We start from the raw sequence: 21,785 nt of genomic DNA, 5'->3' as shown, positions 1-21,785 counted from the left end.
CGACGGGAGGTGCTAGCGCATCCGAATGCGCGCCAGGTTTTCGCTCAACAATCGGAGTTCTTCCAGCGCTTTGTTGGGGTTGCTGGTGAGGGAATTACGAATGGTCTTAAAGCGCTCCTGCAGCGCTTGCATGGTTTGGGGGTCGTTCAGTAATGGCTCGAGATCCTTTAGGCGCGCTTCTGCAGCGCTCAATTCCTGCTGTGCGGTCAGGTTATCTTTGGTAATCAGAGCGAGGCGCGCATAACTGATATTACTGATCAAACGGCTCAGCACCATATCCAGTTGTCCGCTAGTCAGAGCCTCCTGCGCCCGCTGGTAATCCGCACGGAGGGTCTCCAATTCGGCACTAGCCTTCTCGTAATCCTGGCGCAGCGCGCTCAACTCATTGCGCATGCTGGTAGCCTCACGCTGAAGGGGAAAGTAGAGGGCAAAAAAGGCCACACCAAAGCCGGCCACAAAGGCCAGCAGGACGATTAGCAACCAGGTCAAAGCCTTTTGCCACCAGCGGCGCGGCGGCTTTTCAGTCACCGCTTCAGGGATTTCACCGCCCGCAGCGGTTTCGGTCATCCCTTCAACCGAAGTGGTGGGGGTTTCTTCAAACGATTCAGAGGATGTACTCATCGGAACCTCCAGAGATAGATTCCCGCTTAAGGGGTTTGCGGGGACGGTGTGGGGGAAAGTGCAGGCGTAGGGCTTGGAGTTGCCCCAAAGGCGGGTGTAGGTGTTGACGTCATTTGAAGTATCGGCGTCCCCGCCGATATCGTAGGAGTGACCGTTCCCAGCGACTGCATGACCCCAGGCGGGGAAGCCAATGTGCGTAGCGGCGTGGGGGTGGCATAAAGGGGCGGCAAACCTGCCAGCAATAATTGCCAAGCAATATCTAAATCCTCAGCCGCCAGCACCGGCAGATCGGGCAGGTTGGCCTCGGCCAGCTGTAATCGCTCTAGCCAGGCTTGGACAGTGGCTTGTTGGGCTGCTGGCACCTGCTTCCATAGGTCGATCAGCCGTTCGCGCGCCTGGGCAATCTCACTCTTGGCCAAGCCGTAATTCCCAGCAGCCAAGTACTGACGGGCGCGCAGCACATGACTGGCCGCGCGCATCGCTTGCAACTCATAGACCAGCGAACGATTTTGCTCAACCTGCGCCTCCAGGGTGCTCAGACGGCCCTCCCATGTTACCAGGGAAGTGCCGAGGACAGCCACTTGAGTGCGTAGCCAATCCGTGTCCTCTCCCAGTTCCCCGATCAATTCTCCCATATAGTACACCCGCTTTTCTAAAGCATCCAGACGCACGGATTGGGTAGCCAGTTGGAGGGTAGACGTCATCATCATCTCATAGGCAACCGCATGCTGGGTCTGCAACTGGGCCTCATGAGTGGCCAGTTGGTCCTTGATCAGGGCAAAACGTCCTGCCTGCTCGGTCTCCAGTGCATTTAAACGCGCCGCGTTCTCCTCGGCTGGCAGGATGGCGCGCTGATAGAGGACCACCCCACCTGCATAAAGGCCGGCGCCGAGGATGAGCCCCAACAAAATGACCAGTAACAAGCGCAGAACGGCTTTCAAGAACGCCCGAATCGCTCGTCCCACACCATTTGATGACGGCGAGTTTGGCGCGCTCATGGCCCTCCCTCCGTTGGGGCCTGAGTCTCGGTCAGCAGTTGCCGCAGTCCCTCCAGAAAGCGTTCGAAACGGGCGCTGGTTGCCTCAACCGCCGCCAGACGTTGATCAAATCCCTTAACCAGCGTCTGGATGGCCCGAATATCGGCTTGCGCCTCATCAAGTGCGCTCTTCAATGTTGCCGTTTCGTTCTCCAACCCACTGACCCGGCTACTCAAGCCCTCTAATGCGTCCACCCGCGTACGCACTGCCTCCAGGTTGCTCTCCAGACGGTCCACCCGCTCACTTAAGAGCGCCGTCTCCGCCTGGAACTGACGGAATTGCGCCATCGAGACAAAGCGCAACGTCCCATTGATCAAGCCCAGGAAGAGCAAAGCCAGCAACAGTGCCAAGAACAGCGTGATTAGGTTGCCCCCCACCACCCAGGTTGTCAAATCGCGGCGGGTGACCGGCTTTTCGGCCTCAGCAGTGGCGGGGGCGCCCGCTTCCGGCATGCCGCGCTGCGAGGGGGTTTTTACGGACACGCTTTCGCCACTTCCCTCCGCTTCCAACGGAAGGACTGGCGGGGCAACCGCAGAGGACTCTTTCACACTTTCCATCACAGGGGACGGAGTGCCCATTTCAGCCTGAACAGTCGAAACGCTCAGATCCGCGGCCACCGTTTCCGAAGGTGGCTCTGCCCCCTCATCCTCTGGTTTTGTCACTGGCCCAGCAGTTTCTTCTACTACATCCTCTTCCTCAGCCCCCTCAAGGGGCGAGACAGTAAGATAGGGGCGTAAACGCTCCAGCAAAACCGGCCCAATGCCGCTAACCCGCACCAGGTCCTCAGGGGTCGTAAATGGGCGTGCTTCTACAATGCGCCTGGCCAGGGCGGGACCAACTCCCGGCAATTGCTCCAACACCTCCGGCGGATCCCGGTTAAGGTCCACCACCCTGAATGAGACTCGTTCATCGCTCATTGTGCCCTCCTCTCATCCATAAACCAACCCAAAGCACTTGTTACCCATGATGGTTGCCCTGGGGAGCCCGCCCCGGCACTCCCGGCCGTGACGGATAAGGAACAGGAATGTATTCCACCGAGGGGCGACGCTGCACAGCCTGGGGATAAAGATTCATTAACTGATAGATCTCTGCTGGCATGTCTGTGCTCACCTTCAACCCCAGTTCGCGCGCCTCTTCCACTGTGATCGGGTAATCATGCGTCCAACGCCCGGTTGCCAATTCTTCGGCCAGACGCTCCGCCACCTCTTCCGGATAATGGCAGCAGGCAATGCGCTTGACGGTGGCTTTCACCTGTTGAATGGCTTTTTGCGAAATATCCGCCAGGATCAGGGTCTCATCATCAATCTGGTTACGGTCCTTGGTTTCCAGTACCTTAAGAATGGATGCCGCCGGGTAATTCCCTAATTGCGGATCTACCGGTCCCAGAACAGCGTTTTCGTCCATCACGATTTCATCTGCTGCCAACGCCAACAGTGTTCCGCCCGACATGGCGTAATGGGGGACAAAAACGGTGACCTTGGCCGGGTGCTTGGCGAGCGCATTGGCGATCTGCTCAGCCGCCAGCACCAATCCACCCGGTGTGTGCAGAATCAAGTCAATCGGTACATGGTTATCCGTCATCTTAATTGCGCGCAGGATCTGTTCCGAATCCTGGATATCGATGTACCGTGCAATGGGGAATCCTAAAAATGACATGCTCTCCTGACGATGAATCAGAGCAATCACACGCGAGCCACGCTTCTCTTCCAGTTTCCGCATCAATTGCAGGCGACTCGTTTCAATGATCTTTTGACGAAATAGCGGAGCAACCGAGGAAATAATCAGGAAGAGCCAAAACAAGTTGAGCAGATCCATAGGGCCTCCTTGAAATTAGGATTCTTCACCAAGGGTAATACTCATCCAGGTACCATGGGCGATGATGACGGCGATAACTAAACGGACGCGCCATGACCAACCCATACACAAACCCACCGATATGCGCCCACCAAGCAATGCCGCCCGCGGTTACACCGGCCGGCAGTGCCAGCGCCAGCACTCCTGAGAACAACTGCGAGATAAACCAGAACCCCAGGTACACCACCGCCGGGATATTGACAAACCAGGGCATCCAGAACACTGGCACAAATGTGATCACCTGAGCATGGGGGAAGAAAAGGAAATAAGCCCCCAGAACGGCCGCAATGGCACCACTGGCACCAATAGAGGGTATATTGGGCGCTCCGCCGAGGAACATTTGGATCAGGCCAGCCACCACACCGCCCAACAGGTAGTAAATTAGATAACGCCCTGAGCCTAAACGGTCTTCTACGTTATCTCCAAAGATGTAGAGCGTCCACATGTTGCTCAGAAAATGCAACCACCCCCCGTGTAAAAACATGTGGGTGAGTAAGGGATACCAGGTCATGGGATTGATCAAAGAAAAGCGTGCCGGCACCAGGCCAAAGGTGTAGATGAATCGTTCTAACCCCTGCGGCGAAAGGTTTAGTTCAATGAATAGAAAAACAATGGCATTAAGGACAATAAGAGTCCAATTTACGATGGGAAACGAACGCGAGCGAATGGTATCCTTGATAGGAAACATATCACCTCCATAAGGTCACCTAAGGCTAATTATACATAGACCGCCTCCCAAACGCCGCTCTCAAAGGGTAGCAGTTTGTGTTATCATCATGTCCGATGCACAATCAGGCCTCAGTCAGTGTTGCTCAGGCCAACCGGCGCATCGCCCGCGCCGCGACAACCGTCATGCTGGCCTTCCTGATCAGCAATTTGATGGGGTTAGTGCGGGGCATCCTGATTTACCGCGCCTTTGGTACCAGCGCAGCACTGGATTCGTTTAATGCGGCCAACCGAGTCGCCGAAATGCTGTTTAACCTGATGGCAGGCGGTGCCCTTGGTTCGGCGTTTATTCCCACCTTTACGGCCTTGCTCACCCAAGAACAGCGCGATCAGGCCTGGCGGCTGGCTTCGGCCATTTTCAACTGGTTGGTGCTCATCCTCAGCCTGGTCAGTGCCGGGGTGGGATTATCTGCGCCTCAGGTAGTCCGGCATGGGTTATTCCTGCTGGCGCCTGGCCAGGACCCCGGCCAGGAAGCCCTGACCGCCCACCTCCTGCGAATTCTGCTGCTCACTGTGCCTATTTTTGGTATTAGCGGACTGGTCATGGGCATTCTCAACGCGCATCAGCGCTTCTGGGTGCCAGCCATTGCACCGGCGATGTACTCGATTGGAATGATTCTGGGAGTACTGGTCTTTCCCCGCGACTGGGGCATTGACCGCCTAGCATGGGGGGCTGTCCTGGGAGCGTGCCTCCACTTGGGTGTGCAACTCCCCACCCTTGGGCGTCTGCGCGGACATTTCGTCCTGACGTTGGGCCGCCGTTTGCCCGCCGTGCGCGAGGTTCTGCGCCTGATGGGGCCGCGCATCTTCGGCGTAGCGGTGGTGCAACTCAATTTTGTGGTTAATACGATCATTGCTCTCAGCCTTCCTGAGGGCAGTGTTTCCGCCATTGCGCTGGCGTTCAGCCTGATGCTCGTCCCTCAAATGGCAATTGCCCAGTCCGCCGGGATCGCCTCTCTGCCGATCCTTTCCGCACAAGTCGCACGTGGTGAATATGCCGAAATGCGCACCTCCCTCGTCTCTACCCTACGGGGAGTGCTATTGTTGGCTCTGCCCGCCACCCTGGGGTTAATTCTGCTACGCCAGCCCTTAGTGGTGTTGCTCTATCAGGGTGGGGCTTTTGACGCACGTTCTACCGCCATGGTGACGTGGGCTCTGCTGTGGTACGCCGCCGGGCTGGTCGGCCACTGCATGGTAGAGGTGCTCAGCCGGGCCTTCTACGCGCTCCACGACACCCGCACTCCAGTCGCTATTGGCGTGATCGCCATGAGCCTGAACATCGGCCTGAGTTTGTTTTTTGCCCAATTGTTCCGCCAAATTGGCTGGATGCCTCATGGTGGCTTAGCCCTGGCCAATTCCCTGGCTACGTTTTTAGAGATGCTGGGGCTACTTTATTTCATGCGCCGCCGCCTGGCCGGATTGCCCTTGCGCCCGCTCTGGGACGCCTTGGGACGCGGCACCCTGGCCACACTAGGGATGGGGATGGGAATTACCGCTTGGCTCCAGATGGGAGGGGGCCGCGTGGGGCATGCATTGCTCCTCCTCCTCTCGCTGGGACTGGGCCTAGGGCTATACGGGCTAGGGTTATGGCTGCTGCGCACCCCCGAAAGTCAAATGCTAATGCGCTGGCTCTATCATCGTCTACGCCCTAAGCACGAGGCCCCCACGCCATGAAGCCCCTTATCCGCCCCGCCCAACCGGAAGATGCGCCCTTGGCAGTTCCTTTGCTGGCTAGTACGCTGGGAGACTTGGGCCAAGACATCTTCGGCCTGGGCTCACCGGAGCGGCTCAGGCACGTCTTGGGGATATTCTTCATCTCACCCGGTCACCGTATGAGTTACCAGGTTGGCTACATTGCCGAGGTTGGAGGCATCCCAGCGGGGCTCTTGATGGCCTTCCCGGGACGTCGTTTGCTACGCCTCAGCCTAGGACTGGTGCCCTGCATCTTTCAAGCCTACTCATTTAACGAACGCTGGCAACTAATAAGACGAGGGACGCACTTACTAGCCCGGCCCGGATTCTCTCTTACGCTCGAAGCGCGCCCAGATGAGTTCTACGTGGCGCACCTCGCTACTCACCCGGACGTTCGCCGCCAGGGTCTTGGTAGCGCCTTGTTGATGTTTGCCGAACGCCTGGCCAATGCCGCCGGCCTTTCCAAAATCGCCCTCTTAGTGGCCGCCGATAACCTCGCTGCCATTCGTCTCTATGAAAAGAGTGGATTCATTGCCCAGCCCACGCATGGGCATCAGCCCTATTATTTTCGCATGGTCAAATTTCTCACCAAAAGGAGCCTCTAATGATCCCCAAAGAGGTGTTGACTGCTCTCCAACTCACACAATCTGTGGGTGAAACAGCCCAACAGCAGGGATTGTCTCAGCCGCCGTTAGAATGGCCGTATGATCCCCAAACTACCCTCATTCCGCTCCCCACGATGGAAACCCTGAAGCCGCCACCGGCCGATCTCTGGCAGATTATGGCCCAACGGCGTACTTTACGTCACTATGCTGATCAACCCCTCGCGCTGGAGGAACTGGCGCTTTTGCTCTGGGCCACCCAGGGGGTACGCCAGGTGACCAAGCGCCCGGCTACTCTGCGCACCGTGCCTTCTGCTGGCGCACGCCATGCGTTTGAAACCCTCCTTTTGATCAACCGCGTTTCCGGGCTTGGGCAGGGCGTTTATCGCTACCTGGCTCTGCGCCACGCTCTGGTGCCCTATAAGACAGAAACCGACATTGCGCTACGCCTTTACACCGCCTGTTACGAGCAGGAACACGTCCTCCATTCGGCGGTGACTTTTTTCTGGGTCGCTGCCGTCGAGCGCATGACCTGGCGTTACGGTGCACGAGGGCTGCGCTACCTTTTCTTAGATGCCGGACACGTGTGCCAGAATCTTTACCTGGCCGCCGAGGGCTTGGGATGTGGTGTGTGCGCCATCGGCGCCTTCGACGACACAGTACTCAATGCAACCTTGAACTTGGATGGACGTACTGCATTTGTGGTTTACGCAGCCACAGTAGGCAAGCGCGCTCCACGTCCCGAACGATAGAGCAGGCTCGATCTGCCACCAGGGTATAATCGGGCACAAATCAACAGCAGGGAGGTGGAAGATGATCCTGACTGACAGTCCCTGGTTTAAGGATGAAACCGGGCGGGTGCTTATGTTGCGCGGTGTCAATGTGAGCGGTAGTAGTAAGGTGCCCCGTGTTCCTGATGGAGCAACGTATCGTCGGGAGGGTTTCTTTGAGCACCGGGAAGTCTCTTTTGTTGGGCGCCCCTTCCCACTGGAAGAGGCCGATGAGCACTGGGCCCGCTTGCGCGCATGGGGCCTGGCCTTTGTGCGCTTCTTGGTGACCTGGGAAGCCATTGAACACGCCGGGCCCGGCCTCTACGATGAGGCCTACCTGGACTATGTCGCAACCGTGGTGGAGAAAGCCCTCACCTACGATATTCAGGTGGTGGTAGATTTTCACCAGGATGTGTGGAGCCGCTTCAGCGGCGGAGACGGTGCACCAGGCTGGACACTGGAAGTGGCCGGACTAGAGATGCGTCACTTTGCTGCTACAGGCGCTGCCATTGTGCACGCCACCCACGGCGATCCTTTTCCACGCATGATCTGGCCGACGAACGCCACCAAATTGGCCGCGGCAACCATGTTTACCCTTTTCTTCGGGGGGCGCCTTTTTGCTCCTCGCTGTATTGTAGAGGGTGAAAACATTCAAGACTACTTGCAACGGCACTATCTAGCGGCTGCTCAACGCCTAGCCCAGCGCTTAGCCCACCTGCCCAATGTCATCGGCTATGATATTATGAATGAACCTCTCCCCGGCTACATCGGCTGGCCGGACATTAACCGTCACAATGGTCTGCTCCACCAGGGAGTTACTCCTACCCCCTTCCAGGCCATGCTTCTGGGAGCGGGGTATCCCCAGGAAGTGGATGTGTTCGACACCAGCATCCTGGGTAGCCGCGTAGTACGGCGCGAGCGCATTGACCCCCAAGGATTACGCGCCTGGCGCGCAGATCGGGAATGCATTTGGCGCCAGCATGGGGTCTGGGATGTAGACTCGGGTGGCCAACCCCGCCTATTACGCCCGAATTACTTCACACAAATTAACGGACGGCGAGTTGACTTTGGGCAAGATTGCCTGCTTCCATTCTACGAGGCTTTCATTCAGACTGTGCGCGCCGTCCATCCCCAGGCACTTATCTTCGTCGAGCCTGAAGTCAACCAGCCCCCACCGCGCTGGACCAACCCAAGGCCTACGGGGCTTGTGTATGCCCCTCACTGGTACGATGGGTTTGTCCTTTACACCAAACGTTTCCTCCCTTGGCTAGCCTACGACGCGCGTGGACGGGGCAAGGTGGTTTTTTGGCCTTTCCTCCGCCGTAATTTTGCCGAACAACTGGCCGAGTTCAAGCGTCATGCACGCGAACGCCTGGGCGATGTCCCCGTCATCATCGGCGAGTGCGGTATACCCTTTGACCTCGACGACAAGCGCGCCTTTCGGGATGGGAATTTCAGCGCACATGCCCAGGCAATGGATCGCACCTTGCGCGCCATGGAAGATAACCTGCTCAGTTACACGTTGTGGAATTACACCCCCGATAACACCAACACCCACGGCGATCTGTGGAACGACGAGGATCTTTCCATTTTCAGCCGCGATCAGCAAACCCGACCAGAGGATGTGTACTCGGGGGGACGGGCTTTAGAAGCCATCCTGCGCCCCTACCCAATCAGAACCGCCGGCGAGCCGCTAAGCCTGGAATTTGATTACCGTAGCGGGCATTTCCATTACACCTTCCGTCACATGCCGGGCCTGGACGCCCCTACGGAGATTTTCACACCTGCCTTTCACTACCCTCATGGCTTCGAAGTGAGGGTTTCCGATGGAACCTATAAGACCGATCCAACCCGCCAAATCGTGCGGTACTACCCTGCCCCCTCCCATCCGATTCACGAGATTGAAATTACCCGGCGTTGACGCCACACCTTACAAATCGCGTGGCCGCCAGAGGTGTTTGAGGGTGGCAATGACCGTCGTATCCAGTGCTTTCCAGGTGCGGAGCGGCACCTCAAGGTGGGCAATTGCCGCCGTCGAAAGCGATTCAACCTTATCGGTCAGGATCTGAAGCAGGGTTTCCAGGCCGGGGTTGTGCCCAATCACCAGAACGGTCTCCACTTCATCATCGAGGTTGCGCAAGGCTTCCAGGTATGCTGCCGGCTCACCTAGGTACAAATCTTCAACGTAGAGGATATCTCCCTTGTAACCGCTTTTGTCGGCCACCAGTTCAGCCGTCGCCTTGGCCCGCGACGCTGAGGAGGAAATAATTAAATCCGGCACCAGGTCTTTTTCACGCAGCAGTTTCCCCATCCGTGGGGCATCCTTTTCTCCTCGCTTGCTCAAGGGACGCTCAAAATCGGGCACGCTGCCGTCTTTGAAACTGGATTTAGCATGACGCATCAGCAATAAAGTCTTCATTCCCTCAAATTCCTCCACCGAAGCATAAGGGTTCGGTCTTACCTTCCCGCAAAACTTGCCAACGTATAAAAGTATAACACAGCCCATGGACTTCATCGGGTCAAATTCTCCTCCAAAGGCAATCTTGCCATCAGTCAAGCCCCGTGTTATGATGAAAAGCGCTGGAGGCAACCTCGATGGCTTCATCCCTCGAACGGCGTAAACGCATTCGTTCTGTTCTGTTGCTCATCATTCTGGCGACGCTTCCTTGTTACTGCCTTGGCTTTATCATCCTCCAAATTGGCAATCGCATTGTCCAGACCACCCCAACCCCATCTGCCACCCCCAGCCTGGAAGCCCTGACCCCAACCTCGTCCGGCACGCTTGCCCCCACGGTCACCCTGCCCAGCCAGACCTTCACCCCAACTCTCACTGAAACGCCCACCCAGACCTGGACCCCAACGGTCACCTTCACTCCCTTCACCCCGCCACCGCGCACGGAAACCCCTACATCCACGAGCACTCCAACATCTACCCCAACGCCGGAGGCGACCTCCACTCCAACGCCTTTGCCCCCATCGCCTTCCCCTATCCCAACTCTAACCGAAACCCCCTGAAAAAAAATTCTGAATTATATGCTCACAAAACTATGAACAACACTAAAGATTTTCTCAAGCATTTGATTTCGCTACCCGGGCTTTCAGGCTACGAAACCTCTGTGCGCACAGCCATTGCCGAAGCCTGGCGCCCGTGGGTTGATGAGATCACGGTCAGCCCACTGGGTAGCCTCCACGCCTTGCGCCGTGGTCAGGGCCCCGAACCTCGCCCGCGCCTGCTCATTGCTGCACACATGGATGCCATTGGACTCATGGTCAGCCAGATAGTAGATGGATTCATCCGTATTACCGAAGTGGGTGGCGTAGATGCGCGCATCCTGCCAGGGCAACCGGTCATTGTGCACGGGCGACGTGACCTGCCCGGCGTAATTCTGCAACCCTCCCCTCGCTTGCTCCCCCCCCACCTGGGAGAAAAAAGCGCCGTTGATATAGAGTACCTCTTTGTGGATACCGGCCTACCGGCAGAGGAGGTCAGGGCTCTGGTGCGCGTGGGCGATCTGGTCTCGTTCGCCCAGCCTCCGCTTGAACTTACTGGCGAAACGCTGGCCGGCCACAGTCTAGATAATCGGGCCTCGGTCGCTGCGCTCACCATCTGCCTGCAGGAACTGCAACGCCGTCAGCACGTCTGGGACGTATGGGCAGTGGCGACCGTGCAAGAAGAGGAAACACTGGGAGGAGGGTTTACTTCGCCCTTCAGTGTGCGCCCCGATCTGGCCATTGCCGTGGATGTGACCTTCGCCCGTGGGCCGGGGGTCAACAGTGATTACCGCGCCTTTGGGTTGGGCAAGGGCCCAGTCCTAGGATGGGGGCCTAACATCCACCCAGCGCTCTTCAAGGCATTCAAGAATCTGGCTGAGCGTCTGGATATTCCCCACACTGTTGAGGTCATGCCGCGCCATTCGGGCACGGATGCTTTTGCCATGCAAGTCGTTGCAGAAGGCATTCCCACCATGGTGGTGAGCCTCCCTCTACGTTACATGCACACCCCAGTCGAGGTCATCTCACTCAAAGATATTCAACGCACTGGGCACCTGCTAGCTGAGTTCATCACCGGCCTAGAAGCCGATTTCATCGAAAAAATCCGCTGGGAAGATTGATCATGGAAACCCAAAACCTGCCGTTCGACTTGCTTGAACGTCTTTCGAATGCCTGCGCAGTCTCCGGGGATGAAGGCGAAGTGCGCAAAATCATCCTTGAGACCGTGCAGCCACTGGCAGATGAGGTCAGGGTAGACGCACTCGGCAATGTTCTAGCGATCAAGCACGCCCAAAAACAACCCTGCCTGCGGGTCATGCTGGCTGCGCACATGGACGAAGTGGGTTTGATGATTGTAGATGAGGAGGAAGGGGGCCTCTACAAGTTTGAGATCGTCGGCGGCATTGACCCACGCCAGTTACCTGGGAAACCGGTCTGGGTGGGCAAAGACCATCTGCCAGGCGTAATTGGTGCCCGCCCCATCCACCTCACCACTCCTGAAGAACGCAAATCAGCCATTGCCACCGAGAGCCTGCGGATTGATCTAGGGCCAGAGGGAAGTAAAAAGGCCAAGCCGGGGGATCGCGCCGTATTTGCTACTTCTCTCAAGAGAGTGGGCCCAAGCCTGCTGGGTAAAGCCTTGGATGACCGGCTGGGCATCGCCACGCTGATCGAATTACTGCGCCAAGCGCCGCCACACCTCGAGTTTCAGGCCGCCTTCACCGTGCAAGAGGAGATTGGCCTACGCGGCGCACGGGTAGCGGCCTACGCCCTCGATCCTGACCTGGCTTTCGTCCTCGATGCCACCCCTGCTAACGACCTGCCCACTTGGGATGGCAGCGAGAACACGGCTTACAACACCCGCTTGGGCCAGGGCCCAGCGATCTACGTGGCCGATGGCACTACGCTCTCCGACCCCCGCTTGGTGCGTTTCTTGCTCCGGGTAGCCGATGAACACCGCATCCCTTATCAAATTCGCCAACCCGGCGGTGGGGGCACCGACGCCGGCGCCATTCATCGCCAGCGGACGGGCATCCCCAGCGTATCGGTCTCCGTACCGATCCGCCACGCCCACAGCGCAGTAGCCATTGCACGCGTTGAAGATTGGGCCAACACCCTCTACCTGATGACTCAGGCCCTTCATGCCCTCACCCCCGAAGCTCTAAGCACCGAACGTTAGAAATCTTTGCCCGCAAGGAGACACCATGAAAGACCTAATTCGCAAACTAGTTGAAGCCATTGGCCCCTCGGGGTATGAACAGACCGTACGTGAGTTGATCAAAGAAGAAGTAGCCCCCTACGCCGATGAGATGCGCGTGGATGCCCTGGGCAACCTGATCGTCCGCAAAGGGCAGAAGCGCGAAGGCGGGCTACGCATCATGACCGCCGCCCACATGGACGAGATCGGCGTCATTGTCACTCATGTTGAAGAGGATGGATTTGTACGCTTTACGACCATCGGCGGGGTGCGCCCCCATACCTGCTTGGGCGGACGCGTGCAATTTGTCAACGGCGTGCGCGGCGTCATCGGCGGTGAGAAACTTGATAGTATGGAGCGCGTCCACAGTTTTGATCGGCTCTTTATTGACGTGGGCGCAACCAGCAGGGAGGATTGTCCGGTCAAGGTCGGTGATGTGGCCGCTTTCGAGCGTCCATTCCTCGACTTGGGCAAGCGCCTGGTGGCTAAATCCATGGATGACCGCATTGCCTGCGCCATCCAGATCGAAGCCCTGCGCCGCCTAGGCGATACCCCTAACGAGATTTACCTGGTTTTCACCACCCAGGAGGAAGTGGGAACACGCGGCGTCACCCCGGCCGCCTTTGGGGTAGACCCCGAACTGGGGCTTTCGGTGGATGTCACCCTTACCGGCGATACGCCCAAAGGCCTCAAGATGGCCGTCGCGCTGGGCAAAGGGCCGGCCATCAAAGTCCGCGATAGTGGCATGCTGGCCGATCCACGGGTAGTGCGTTGGATGGTGGAGACAGCCGAAAAGGCCAATCTCCCCTACCAACTGGAGGTTCTGGAAGCCGGCAGCACCGACGCACGTGCCATCCAGCTGACCCGTGCCGGCGTGCCTTCGGGCTGTCTTTCTATCCCCTGCCGATATATTCACTCTCCATCCGAGATGGTGGATTACGACGACGTGCAGAACGCAGTCGCGCTGTTGGTGGCTTTACTTTCGCAACCGGTAAATCTGGCCTGAGTGCCTTACAGATGAAACTGGCAGATTCCAGATTACGACACTGGATCGCCCGAGTTATAACCGCGGTTGTAGGGGGGGTGCTAATTGCCTGCCAGGGCCTTTCCTGGACAGGGCCAGTCGGCCAACCAACGGCCAGCCCAATTCCACTCCTGCCGACCACCCCCACACCTAACTTGACCTCCACTCCAACCGCATCGCCCCCCGCAGCGGCACCGGCCGTCATTACCCTGTGGCTGCCTCCACAGCTGGACCCGGCCAACGAAACCCCGGCCGCGCAGTTACTCCGGCAGCGCTTAATCCAATTCATGAGCGATAATCCGGGCGTAATTGTAAAGGTACGCGTCAAAACCAGCAGCGGACCGGGTGGATTATTGGATTCCTTGGCAGCAGCCTCAGCCGCTGCACCTGCTGCTGTGCCCGGCGTCATTGCGCTTAACCGCGCCGATTTAGAAAATGCGGCTCTCAAGGGCCTGATCTACTCTTTGGACGAAGCCTTTCCCCAAGGATTGGATCAGGATTGGTTAGGTTATGCCCGCAGCTTGGGCACGCTCCAGGAGCGCCTTTACGGCCTGCCATTTGCAGGGGATGCCTATGCTCTGGTGTATCGCCCGGCAATGCTAGGGGCACCGCCCACCTCGTGGGAGGACCTGCTTGCCCGCGGGCGAACGATTGCTTTTGCTGGCAATGACTCCCTGACCACGCTGGTACTCTACCTGGGGGCCGGGGGAAAGGTACAGAATGGTCAGGGGCTGCCCACTTTGGAGCAAGAGCCCCTGGAGCAGGTCTTTACCCTCTATGCCGAAGCGGCACGCCGGGGGGTCTTCCCAAACTGGATCACTACGCTACAGAGCGATGGACAGGTCTGGCAGACTTTCCTGGAACGTCGTGCAGACGGGGCACTCACCTGGAGCAGCAATTACCTCGTAGATCTACCCGCCGATGCCGTCATTCATCCAATTCCAGCCCTCAGCGGCAATTCCTACACCCTCGCCAACGGATGGATGTGGGCCATTGCCGACCCCGACCCGCAACGGCGCACCCTCAGCGTGCGTCTGGCGGCTTACCTAAGTGCTTCAGAATTCCTGGCGCCCTGGTCACAGGCAGCGGGTTACCTGCCCACCCGGCTGAGCGTCCTGAATGCTTGGAGCGATGCCAATCTCCGTGACGCTCTCAGCCAGATCATCCTGAGCGCTCGCATCCCTCCCCCTAACCCGGCGCTGGATAGTCTACGCCCAGTGCTCTCGTTTGCTACCCAACAAGTGCTCAAGCAACAAGCCGATCCGGTCACGGCAGCAACGGCCGCTGTGGAACAACTTCGCCGCCCCTGAATGCCACAATGAGACCTCTTCCTCCTTCTTTCTCTTCCTTTTTGCGCTTTGGCCTGTATTTTCTCCTGATCCTGGCCTTTCTCATCGGTGCGCAGGCCTGGAAGGCTCCAACTCCGCCTGCTGCGGCCTCACCACAAGCACTGACCCCCACCCTCGTCGATACCCCTACACCAGTGGTCATGCAAAATGAAAGCGAACCCTTGGTAACCCCCTTGCCCCCCGAATTCCTGGAGAACACCACCCAGACGAACGGTATCATTCTGGGCAGCGCCATCCTGGTGCTGATTGTCATCGGCGGGACACTGAGCGTCATTCTGCGCCGAAGGCACGATGATGATCCCCCTACGCCCTGAAAGGGCTTGCTTGGTTACTAGCGATATTTGCGAATCACCATGACCACTTTGCCCTGGATTCGGAGCGGGCGATTTTCCACCTTGATAGGTTGCATGGTAGGGTTAGCAGGCCGTAAGGTCACACTGCGCAAACGGCCATAGCGATCATATTCGGGCTCGTAATACTTCAACGTAGTCTCATTTGTATCATCAAACCATACCGCCACCATGTCGCCCTTATTTGCGTCCTGTGCGTATTCCACAAGGACAATATCCCGGTCGTAAATCAGCGCGTCAATCATAGAATCACCTTGAACTTCCAGCGCGTACACATTTTCTCGGGGTACACGGGCCGGAAAATCACTGGTGGCAACATGGATCATCTCATAATCTTCGGTGATTTCCTGAGGAACGGCGGGTAAGGGAACGCCGGCCGCAATACGCCCAATCAAAGGAAAGGCCAGAAAATCCTCGCGCAAAGTTGGCAAGACATTGCCTCGCCGGCCGTTGCCTTCCACCAGCGGACGCAGAACGCGAATCGCCCGTGAGATGGAACGATCACGCTGGATATATTTCAAGTCTTCAAGTTGATCTAGGTAATAGTTAACCAGAGATGTGGATGCCACACCAATGGCATCCCCAATCTCGCGAATGGAAGGGGAATAGCCGTTTTGGTGGCGATATTCCTCAATAAATTGCAAAATGCGCTTGTGGCGCTCGCTCAGCCCGTTTCTAGGTTTGACCATGGCCCTTCCTCCCTGGGCAGCATTATGGATCGCCTGTTCTATTCACAAATTTAGTTTTATTATAGATGAACGAATGTTCTATGTCAAGCATCGCGGGGTTTTTTAAGATTCGGGGGCGAGATGTTATTTCCTCTTCGTCCCCCGAGTGTGCAGACCCCGCTTTACTCAACCTCGCGTTCGCGCAGGTGTGGAAAAAGAATCACCTCGCGTATGGAACGACGATCGGTCAAGAGCATAACCAACCGGTCAATCCCCATTCCAAACCCCCCGTTTGGCGGCATGCCATAAGCCATTGCCCGCAGATAATCCTCATCCATGGGATGGCGGTCTTCGTCATCAGCCTCATAAGTGCGCCCCATTTCCAGAAAGCGCTTCTCCTGTTCCAGGGGGTCGTTCAATTCGGTAAAGGCATTGCACAGTTCCATGCCTCCCACGTAACCCTCAAAGCGCTCCACCGTGTCCGGATCCTCGGGTTTGTTCTTGGCTAGGGGCGAAATATCGCGTGGATAATCATAAACAAATGTGGGTTGGATCAGATTGGGCTCAACAAAGTCACCCAATAGGCCCTCGATCAACTTGCCCCGAGGGGCATTGGGTTTTACCGCCAGGCCCTTCTGACGCATGGCCTCGGCCAGGCTCTCGGTCGTGGGATGTTGCGCGATGTCAATCCCTACCGCTTCGATCAATGCCTCACGGAGCGAAATACGCCGCCAGGGAGGATTGAAATCAATAACATGACCGTTGAAGGTCACTTGGCGCGTGCCTAGGACGCGGTCACATACGTAAGCCAACATCTCCTCGGCCAGTGTCATGACCTTTAAGTAATCCGCGTAAGCCATATAGAACTCAAGTTGCGTGAATTCAGGGTTGTGCTTGAACGAAACCCCTTCATTGCGAAAATCACGCCCAATCTCATATACCCGTTCATAGCCCCCTACCAGTAAACGCTTCAGGTAGAGTTCAAACGAGATGCGCAAATAAAGTTGCTGTTTGAGTTGGTTGTGATAAGTTACAAAAGGCCGTGCTGCAGCACCGCCGTAAATAGGTTGCAAGATCGGAGTTTCAACTTCCAGGAAGCCCCGCTGATCTAGAAACTCTCGCAAGGCGCGCACAATAGCCGCCCGTTTGCGAAAGATCTCACGTACCTCCGGATTGACTGCCAGATCCGCATAACGTTGGCGGTAGCGCAGTTCAGGATCACTCAACGTAGCATGGCGGATGACCTGGCCATCCACAACCTCATCCTTCGCCGCAGGTAGGGGCGAGATGGCTTTGGCCAGCATGCGGAAACGGTGCACATGCAGGGTCACCTCGCCGGTACGCGTGCGAAACATCACTCCGCTGGCCTCAACAAAATCGCCCAGGTCATAATAATCAACAAAATGGCGGATTTGCTCCTCACCCAATTCATTGACGCGGAAGAAAAGCTGGATCCGCCCTGCGCCGTCTTCGATATGGGCAAAAATCACCTTACCCATGGGGCGAATGGCACGCAAGCGCCCCGCCAGGGTTACCTCCACCGGCGCTGAAGTAGCCTGCCTCTCCGCGGCCTCAAAGGCCGCAATAGCCTCCTGCGAAGAATGGGTGGGATTGGCCCGCGTGGGATAGGGTTCAATCCCATTGTTACGCAGTTCAAAGACTTTCTTGAGACGTATTTTTTCCAGTTCAGATAATTCCATTGTCAACCCTCATTAAAAAAGTTTCGGCTCATAAAAAAGCCCCGCCCTTTTGGTTTTGCGCTGCGGGCGGGGCGCTCTGGGCTACCCCATCTTTTACTCTACCTTGAGGATTCGGAAAGTCAGCGATCCCGCCGGCGCATCAACTTGAACCACATCACCGGCCTTCTTATTGAGCAAAGCCTTGCCTAGAGGTGATTCGTTCGAGATCTTACCCACTGTTGGATCGGCTTCAGCGGCACCGACAATGATATATTCCTCAGGGGTGTCACTACCCTCCTCTTGCACCGTCACCCGCGATCCGATTTGAACCGTATCGGCTGCCGGAACCTCCTCCACAATGCGCGCCGTGGCCAGCAGAATCTCCAGTTCTTTGATGCGCCCTTCGACAAAGGCTTGCTCATTCTTTGCCGCCTCGTATTCGGCATTTTCAATCAGTTCACCGCCCTCCATTGCCTCATGCAAACGCTGGGCAATTTCTTGGCGACGCTGGGTGCGGAGATACTCAAGTTCCTCCTGGAGTTTTTTATAGCCTTCGCGGGTCAGGAATGTATTGTGCATGGCATCTTCCCTTTCGGTTTCTATATCCTATGAGTTGGGAGTATTACGAAGCCAAGTTGTCAGAGTTAAATAACAGGAAGCCCTCACAGATGAGGAATTCCTGCCTGAAGATGTCGCCGCTGCGCAAAATTATCTTATCATAAGTCAAGCATTATGACAAGTTGGGTGTAGCGCCCGCTTCAAAGACCTGGCATGCCCCGCGCACACTCAGCAGGAGAATCAGGCTCATCACCGCTGCCGAAGCCAGGCACCATCCGCATACGGCTCGAATGACCACCGCCTCCAAATAAGAAAGATAAAGCGAGAAGGATGCGCCGAACAGCGCTACCCCCCATATCCCCACAGGGGCCAGATGAACAAAACGCCCCCGACCATAGTGGCCCCATATCCACAACCCGATCAGCACGGCATAACCCAACACACCCAACACCGCAATTGGCAACACCCCCCATAGACGCGCATAGGCGCTGGTTTGCACTGCGTTACAATTCCCCACCGGACCACACCACGCCTCTCTGCCACTAACCTCAATGACGCTCAAATAAAGCGCAATAATTAGTCCGATTAGGGCTAGAAGCAAGACGGCATACGCTTGCCCGCCACTCGAACGAGATGAAGCCGAACCCCGCAATTTGGAAACCCAGGCACCCACCCCCCGTACCATAGCATAAATAAGGCTCATCCCATTAAACACCATTACACCATACAGCAGACCGAATCCCTCAGCGGTAGGCAAAGTGCTTTCCACATCGCGGCGCGGAACCTGAGAAGGTGTGGCTTGCTGGGTTACCTTCTGAGATGGCAATTCAGGCAACACCGGCCAATCGCACCCCCCTTGCGCCAAGGTCTGTTCAATCAAGGAGGGCAAATTGGATGCAATCATGCTGGAGCCCTTGAGAACATGGTTTTCCAAGATAAGAAAGGGCACTCCAGCCTGCTCACGGGGAATTCCATAAAACTCTGCTACTTGATAAAAGTAATTTACATCCTCAACCGTGGCGATTTCAATCAACCGAATTTCCAGCGCCTCACCGAATTGCCGCTGTAAAGGCGGAAGCACATGCTCCAGAACTTCATGGCAATGCGGGCAGCCGTCCATCCAAAACATAACCAACCGCACCCGTGCCTGATGACCAGCCGACGATGTGGACGCGGGTGAAGGCGTGGTTGCGGGAAGCTCTTCGTCGCACAGATGGCATATCTTGGGCGTGCGCGTAGGCGCTGTTTGCCCATAAACTGAGTGGACCGATGTACCAACCAGTCCTAACCCCACACCGATCAACGTCAGAAGGCGGATTCCCCGCCAGAGGGAAAAACGCACCCTCCACATGTTAGCACCTACCTAATGCAACCACTCGGTATGATCTTTGATTTGACCGGAGATTACCGCCTGAACCGCCTCTTCGATATTGGTAATATCAGTAAGGATAGGACGAATCCCGGCTCGACGCATACTTTCATAGGCCCCCGCACCCATCCCACGTGCCAAAAGCACCTCGCAATCGGCAATAACCGCGGCCATGCGGGCATGCCGTTCCTGTGCTGCGGCGTCAAACCCATGCCCTTGCGCCTGTTCAACATGTATATGGGATTCGCCATGTCCTGCAAATTGCGCGTGCCCCATTTTTTCGCGTATCTCACGCGCAACGATGTGCCCATTTTCTACGGTAAGCACCACATAGAACGGAGCGCGACCAAAATGTTGGCTAATCGTAACCCCATCCTCAGAGACCGCGGCAACTTTCATGTTTTGACCTCCACATAAAATTCGATTTTTCGAATGTAATTATACCGGCCTCCGTCTTCTGGGGTGAGACCCAAATGTCATCTCATCCGTGGATTAAAGTAACTCGGGGTGAGCATTTAGCTCACCCCGAGTCCATTCATGCTGTCTACCGAGTTTACATACTTACCCAGACCATGCCCACAACGCGCCCCTGGAAGGCCAATTCAGCCTTAACCCCAAACGGGCCACTCCAAAAGGCACTGACTTCCAATTGACTCAGATCTACGTCTTCCCACAGGTGCCCGACGATCTCGCTCTCGACAAGCAGAGGGATATGCTTAACCCCACAACAAGGACTGGTCCAGGCTTCACCCTTACGAACCTTTGCCAGCAGCATTTTGACCTTATCTTCAACCTGCTCGCGAGAAATTTCCTCACCAACGAAATATCCATGCCAACGACGTCCAAATTTCCATCCATAGGGTTTCATCTTACCTTCCTCCTATCTAGTTTAGGGATCTCATATGCCTATCATCAGGCTTCCAGATACGTGGTCCAATGATTACCCAACATTCCTAAACATCCCATCACCTTGCCTCACTTCCCTGCTCACGCTAATCTGCCGGCTGTTTTGAGATCTCGGCAACGGGTGGTTTCTTCTCAAAGTAGTGGCGCACCCATCCAGCCATTTTCAGGTATAGCGCAAGGAAAAGGATCTGGAAGATCGGCATGGTAGCAGCAGGAATGGCCACCAAAGGTGAGAATGCAGTCGTAGCAATCGCAATGGCCGTCCCGTTGTTTTTACCCGTACTGGCAAACACAATGGCCATGTGATCACGATAGGACAGCCCCAACCGCCGGTTAAGCCAGGTTACCACCGCTAACGTTAAGAGGATAAACAGGGCATTGGGCAGCACCAGCATGAGCACTAGGTTCCATTTCTCGATGATCAAAGTCGCCTTGGCGAAGAAGATCAAGAACACAATCCCATACATGGCCAGAAGGGAAAGCGAGGGGAAGAAGGGCTGGATTGCCTTAAACTTCTTTTCGCCCAGCCACCGCATCAGCCCCAATCTTGTTAGGTAACCCAACACCATTGGCGCAATCAGTACCGTCAGAATGGACATCAGCATGTCCTGAAGGGGCACTCCCACGTGGTAATTAGCAGCAAAACCCAACATCCACAACGGCACTGCTATCACGGCCAAGACAAAACTTAGCGCAACGGTCACCGTGGCTAATTCAAGGTTGCCTTCAGCCAGACCGGTATATCCAATGCTCATGCTCGAGCACGGCACCACCATCACCAGCAGGAAACCTAATGCCAGCATAGGATCTCGCAAGAACGCCTGTGCTAGCAGCCAGCCTATCACCGGCGCCCAAAGGAAATTGTAAATTACTGCCAGGGACAGGCTCTTAAGGTTTCTTCCGGCATTGACTAGTGCTTCTAGCCTAAGATTGATCATCATGGGATAGACGATTAGGAACACCATCACGGTGGTTAAGTTGCTAACCAGCGGTTGGTGCGTCTTAGTCCAACCTGCCGCGGGATGACCGATCAAGAGCCCCAGCGCCATGGCCAACACCACATAGCCCAATAGCCATTTATTCAAATGTTCTTGCAACGCTTTTAAATTCATGACAGACCTCCTTTCAAAACGAGAAATAATCGTGCCTAAAACTGTTTGAAATATAGGGGCTGCCACGGGGGAGAACGCTCAATCCACCTCCCCACACCATACGCGCAACCCGTGGGGCATATATACGAGGCATTGAGAGCAGGGTAGCCAATCATCTAGATCTACCTTAATCCTCATCTTTTATATTCAATTATTTAGATGTGATTGGCCGGTAAAAGATACACCGAATCAACACTTGCCCTGCTCGGTCAATCCTTCAGATTTTCATTCCGAGCATGAT

The 21,785-nt window shown here is 56.1% G+C and carries 23 protein-coding genes; 10 read left to right on the top strand and 13 right to left on the bottom strand.

All coding sequences use genetic code 11. The features are described 5' to 3' along the window. Positions 1–12: 12 nt before the first annotated feature. From Q0721_RS00205 to Q0721_RS00185, 5 genes are read right to left on the bottom strand one after another with little or no spacing between them, the layout of a single operon-like run. Positions 13–621, bottom strand: a complete 609-nt coding sequence (locus Q0721_RS00205) for a hypothetical protein (RefSeq protein ID WP_299024065.1) — start codon at positions 619–621, stop codon at positions 13–15. Between the two features lie 26 nt (positions 622–647). Next, entirely contained in the window at positions 648–1,619 is a 972-nt protein-coding gene (locus Q0721_RS00200; protein ID WP_299024063.1) for a hypothetical protein, read from the bottom strand. Beyond that, the gene (locus Q0721_RS00195; protein ID WP_299024061.1) at positions 1,616–2,575 is read right to left on the bottom strand and encodes a helix-hairpin-helix domain-containing protein; all 960 of its coding nucleotides are present in this window, start codon (positions 2,573–2,575) and stop codon (positions 1,616–1,618) included. The genes Q0721_RS00200 and Q0721_RS00195 overlap by 4 nt, the downstream gene beginning before the upstream one ends. Positions 2,576–2,615: 40 nt before the next feature. Further along, positions 2,616–3,473, bottom strand: a complete 858-nt coding sequence (locus Q0721_RS00190) for an ATP-dependent Clp protease proteolytic subunit (RefSeq protein WP_299024059.1) — start codon at positions 3,471–3,473, stop codon at positions 2,616–2,618. 25 nt (positions 3,474–3,498) lie between these two features. Continuing rightward, entirely contained in the window at positions 3,499–4,200 is a 702-nt protein-coding gene (locus Q0721_RS00185) for a rhomboid family intramembrane serine protease (RefSeq protein WP_299024057.1), read from the bottom strand. A 77-nt stretch (positions 4,201–4,277) separates the two neighbouring features. Here Q0721_RS00185 and murJ point away from each other — a divergent pair, with 77 nt between their 5' ends. The 4 genes from murJ (at position 4,278) to Q0721_RS00165 (ending at position 9,223) form a co-directional block, all read left to right on the top strand. Next, positions 4,278–5,912, top strand: a complete 1,635-nt coding sequence (murJ, locus tag Q0721_RS00180) for a murein biosynthesis integral membrane protein MurJ (protein WP_299024055.1) — start codon at positions 4,278–4,280, stop codon at positions 5,910–5,912. Beyond that, complete coding sequence (locus Q0721_RS00175; protein ID WP_299024053.1) at positions 5,909–6,535, top strand: GNAT family N-acetyltransferase; 627 nt, start codon at positions 5,909–5,911, stop codon at positions 6,533–6,535. Before murJ ends, Q0721_RS00175 begins: the two co-directional genes overlap by 4 nt. Then, a complete protein-coding gene (locus tag Q0721_RS00170) occupies positions 6,535–7,284 on the top strand; it encodes a SagB/ThcOx family dehydrogenase (protein ID WP_299024051.1) in 750 nt (249 codons plus the stop codon). Before Q0721_RS00175 ends, Q0721_RS00170 begins: the two co-directional genes overlap by 1 nt. A gap of 61 nt (positions 7,285–7,345) precedes the next feature. Further along, the gene (locus Q0721_RS00165) at positions 7,346–9,223 is read left to right on the top strand and encodes a cellulase family glycosylhydrolase (RefSeq protein ID WP_299024049.1); all 1,878 of its coding nucleotides are present in this window, start codon (positions 7,346–7,348) and stop codon (positions 9,221–9,223) included. Between the two features lie 9 nt (positions 9,224–9,232). Here Q0721_RS00165 and Q0721_RS00160 read toward each other — a convergent pair whose 3' ends face one another. Then, positions 9,233–9,721: a histidine phosphatase family protein gene (locus tag Q0721_RS00160; protein WP_299024047.1), complete on the bottom strand. Its 489-nt coding sequence runs from the start codon at positions 9,719–9,721 to the stop codon at positions 9,233–9,235. 176 nt (positions 9,722–9,897) lie between these two features. Between Q0721_RS00160 and Q0721_RS00155 the strand changes: the two genes are divergently transcribed. Genes Q0721_RS00155 through Q0721_RS00130 form a run of 6 tightly spaced genes read left to right on the top strand, consistent with a single transcriptional unit; the run spans position 9,898 to position 15,177 of the window. Then, complete coding sequence (locus Q0721_RS00155) at positions 9,898–10,317, top strand: hypothetical protein (protein WP_299024045.1); 420 nt, start codon at positions 9,898–9,900, stop codon at positions 10,315–10,317. A 32-nt stretch (positions 10,318–10,349) separates the two neighbouring features. Further along, the gene (locus Q0721_RS00150; protein ID WP_299024043.1) at positions 10,350–11,414 is read left to right on the top strand and encodes a hypothetical protein; all 1,065 of its coding nucleotides are present in this window, start codon (positions 10,350–10,352) and stop codon (positions 11,412–11,414) included. 2 nt (positions 11,415–11,416) lie between these two features. After that, the gene (locus Q0721_RS00145) at positions 11,417–12,472 is read left to right on the top strand and encodes a hypothetical protein (RefSeq protein ID WP_299024041.1); all 1,056 of its coding nucleotides are present in this window, start codon (positions 11,417–11,419) and stop codon (positions 12,470–12,472) included. Positions 12,473–12,497: 25 nt separating this feature from the next. Beyond that, a complete protein-coding gene (locus Q0721_RS00140) occupies positions 12,498–13,496 on the top strand; it encodes a M42 family metallopeptidase (RefSeq protein ID WP_299024038.1) in 999 nt (332 codons plus the stop codon). Positions 13,497–13,507: 11 nt separating this feature from the next. Further along, positions 13,508–14,824 (top strand): extracellular solute-binding protein, encoded by a 1,317-nt coding sequence (locus Q0721_RS00135; protein WP_299024037.1) that lies wholly within the window; start codon positions 13,508–13,510, stop codon positions 14,822–14,824. An 8-nt stretch (positions 14,825–14,832) separates the two neighbouring features. Then, on the top strand, positions 14,833–15,177 hold the full coding sequence (locus Q0721_RS00130; protein WP_299024035.1) for a hypothetical protein: 345 nt from the start codon (positions 14,833–14,835) through the stop codon (positions 15,175–15,177). A 17-nt stretch (positions 15,178–15,194) separates the two neighbouring features. Here the strand turns inward: Q0721_RS00130 and lexA are convergent, their stop codons facing one another. The 7 genes from lexA to Q0721_RS00095 form a co-directional block, all read right to left on the bottom strand. Continuing rightward, positions 15,195–15,902, bottom strand: a complete 708-nt coding sequence (gene lexA, locus Q0721_RS00125; protein WP_299024033.1) for a transcriptional repressor LexA — start codon at positions 15,900–15,902, stop codon at positions 15,195–15,197. Positions 15,903–16,063: 161 nt separating this feature from the next. Next, a complete protein-coding gene (gene lysS, locus Q0721_RS00120) occupies positions 16,064–17,581 on the bottom strand; it encodes a lysine--tRNA ligase (RefSeq protein WP_299024031.1) in 1,518 nt (505 codons plus the stop codon). Between the two features lie 93 nt (positions 17,582–17,674). Beyond that, positions 17,675–18,139, bottom strand: a complete 465-nt coding sequence (gene greA, locus Q0721_RS00115; RefSeq protein ID WP_299024028.1) for a transcription elongation factor GreA — start codon at positions 18,137–18,139, stop codon at positions 17,675–17,677. Between the two features lie 151 nt (positions 18,140–18,290). Beyond that, positions 18,291–19,469 (bottom strand): vitamin K epoxide reductase family protein, encoded by a 1,179-nt coding sequence (locus Q0721_RS00110; RefSeq protein ID WP_299024026.1) that lies wholly within the window; start codon positions 19,467–19,469, stop codon positions 18,291–18,293. 12 nt (positions 19,470–19,481) lie between these two features. Continuing rightward, positions 19,482–19,886, bottom strand: coding sequence for a NifB/NifX family molybdenum-iron cluster-binding protein (locus Q0721_RS00105; RefSeq protein WP_299024024.1), 405 nt, complete (start codon positions 19,884–19,886; stop codon positions 19,482–19,484). A gap of 154 nt (positions 19,887–20,040) precedes the next feature. Continuing rightward, positions 20,041–20,355, bottom strand: coding sequence for a hypothetical protein (locus Q0721_RS00100; protein WP_299024022.1), 315 nt, complete (start codon positions 20,353–20,355; stop codon positions 20,041–20,043). 124 nt (positions 20,356–20,479) lie between these two features. After that, complete coding sequence (locus tag Q0721_RS00095; protein WP_299024021.1) at positions 20,480–21,505, bottom strand: bile acid:sodium symporter; 1,026 nt, start codon at positions 21,503–21,505, stop codon at positions 20,480–20,482. Between the last annotated feature and the right edge of the window lie 280 nt (positions 21,506–21,785).

It is taken from the genome of uncultured Thermanaerothrix sp., assembly GCF_938028735.1.
In the GTDB taxonomy this organism is placed as follows: Bacteria; Chloroflexota; Anaerolineae; order Anaerolineales; family Anaerolineaceae; genus Thermanaerothrix.
This window is presented reverse-complemented; position numbering and strand designations above follow the sequence as displayed.

Bases quoted from the DNA above. Each gene is read 5' to 3' on its own strand.
- Q0721_RS00100 (WP_299024022.1), bottom strand. From the start codon at position 20,355: ATGAAACCCTATGGATGGAAATTTGGACGTCGTTGGCATGGATATTTC.
- greA (WP_299024028.1), bottom strand. From the start codon at position 18,139: ATGCACAATACATTCCTGACCCGCGAAGGCTATAAAAAACTCCAGGAG.
- Q0721_RS00135 (WP_299024037.1), top strand. From the start codon at position 13,508: ATGAAACTGGCAGATTCCAGATTACGACACTGGATCGCCCGAGTTATA.
- Q0721_RS00160 (WP_299024047.1), bottom strand. From the start codon at position 9,721: ATGAAGACTTTATTGCTGATGCGTCATGCTAAATCCAGTTTCAAAGAC.
- Q0721_RS00110 (WP_299024026.1), bottom strand. From the start codon at position 19,469: ATGTGGAGGGTGCGTTTTTCCCTCTGGCGGGGAATCCGCCTTCTGACG.
- Q0721_RS00195 (WP_299024061.1), bottom strand. From the start codon at position 2,575: ATGAGCGATGAACGAGTCTCATTCAGGGTGGTGGACCTTAACCGGGAT.
- Q0721_RS00095 (WP_299024021.1), bottom strand. From the start codon at position 21,505: ATGAATTTAAAAGCGTTGCAAGAACATTTGAATAAATGGCTATTGGGC.
- Q0721_RS00165 (WP_299024049.1), top strand. From the start codon at position 7,346: ATGATCCTGACTGACAGTCCCTGGTTTAAGGATGAAACCGGGCGGGTG.
- Q0721_RS00190 (WP_299024059.1), bottom strand. From the start codon at position 3,473: ATGGATCTGCTCAACTTGTTTTGGCTCTTCCTGATTATTTCCTCGGTT.
- Q0721_RS00205 (WP_299024065.1), bottom strand. From the start codon at position 621: ATGAGTACATCCTCTGAATCGTTTGAAGAAACCCCCACCACTTCGGTT.
- Q0721_RS00175 (WP_299024053.1), top strand. From the start codon at position 5,909: ATGAAGCCCCTTATCCGCCCCGCCCAACCGGAAGATGCGCCCTTGGCA.
- Q0721_RS00145 (WP_299024041.1), top strand. From the start codon at position 11,417: ATGGAAACCCAAAACCTGCCGTTCGACTTGCTTGAACGTCTTTCGAAT.
- Q0721_RS00130 (WP_299024035.1), top strand. From the start codon at position 14,833: ATGAGACCTCTTCCTCCTTCTTTCTCTTCCTTTTTGCGCTTTGGCCTG.
- Q0721_RS00150 (WP_299024043.1), top strand. From the start codon at position 10,350: ATGAACAACACTAAAGATTTTCTCAAGCATTTGATTTCGCTACCCGGG.
- Q0721_RS00170 (WP_299024051.1), top strand. From the start codon at position 6,535: ATGATCCCCAAAGAGGTGTTGACTGCTCTCCAACTCACACAATCTGTG.
- Q0721_RS00105 (WP_299024024.1), bottom strand. From the start codon at position 19,886: ATGAAAGTTGCCGCGGTCTCTGAGGATGGGGTTACGATTAGCCAACAT.
- lysS (WP_299024031.1), bottom strand. From the start codon at position 17,581: ATGGAATTATCTGAACTGGAAAAAATACGTCTCAAGAAAGTCTTTGAA.
- Q0721_RS00140 (WP_299024038.1), top strand. From the start codon at position 12,498: ATGAAAGACCTAATTCGCAAACTAGTTGAAGCCATTGGCCCCTCGGGG.
- Q0721_RS00200 (WP_299024063.1), bottom strand. From the start codon at position 1,619: ATGAGCGCGCCAAACTCGCCGTCATCAAATGGTGTGGGACGAGCGATT.
- Q0721_RS00155 (WP_299024045.1), top strand. From the start codon at position 9,898: ATGGCTTCATCCCTCGAACGGCGTAAACGCATTCGTTCTGTTCTGTTG.
- lexA (WP_299024033.1), bottom strand. From the start codon at position 15,902: ATGGTCAAACCTAGAAACGGGCTGAGCGAGCGCCACAAGCGCATTTTG.
- Q0721_RS00185 (WP_299024057.1), bottom strand. From the start codon at position 4,200: ATGTTTCCTATCAAGGATACCATTCGCTCGCGTTCGTTTCCCATCGTA.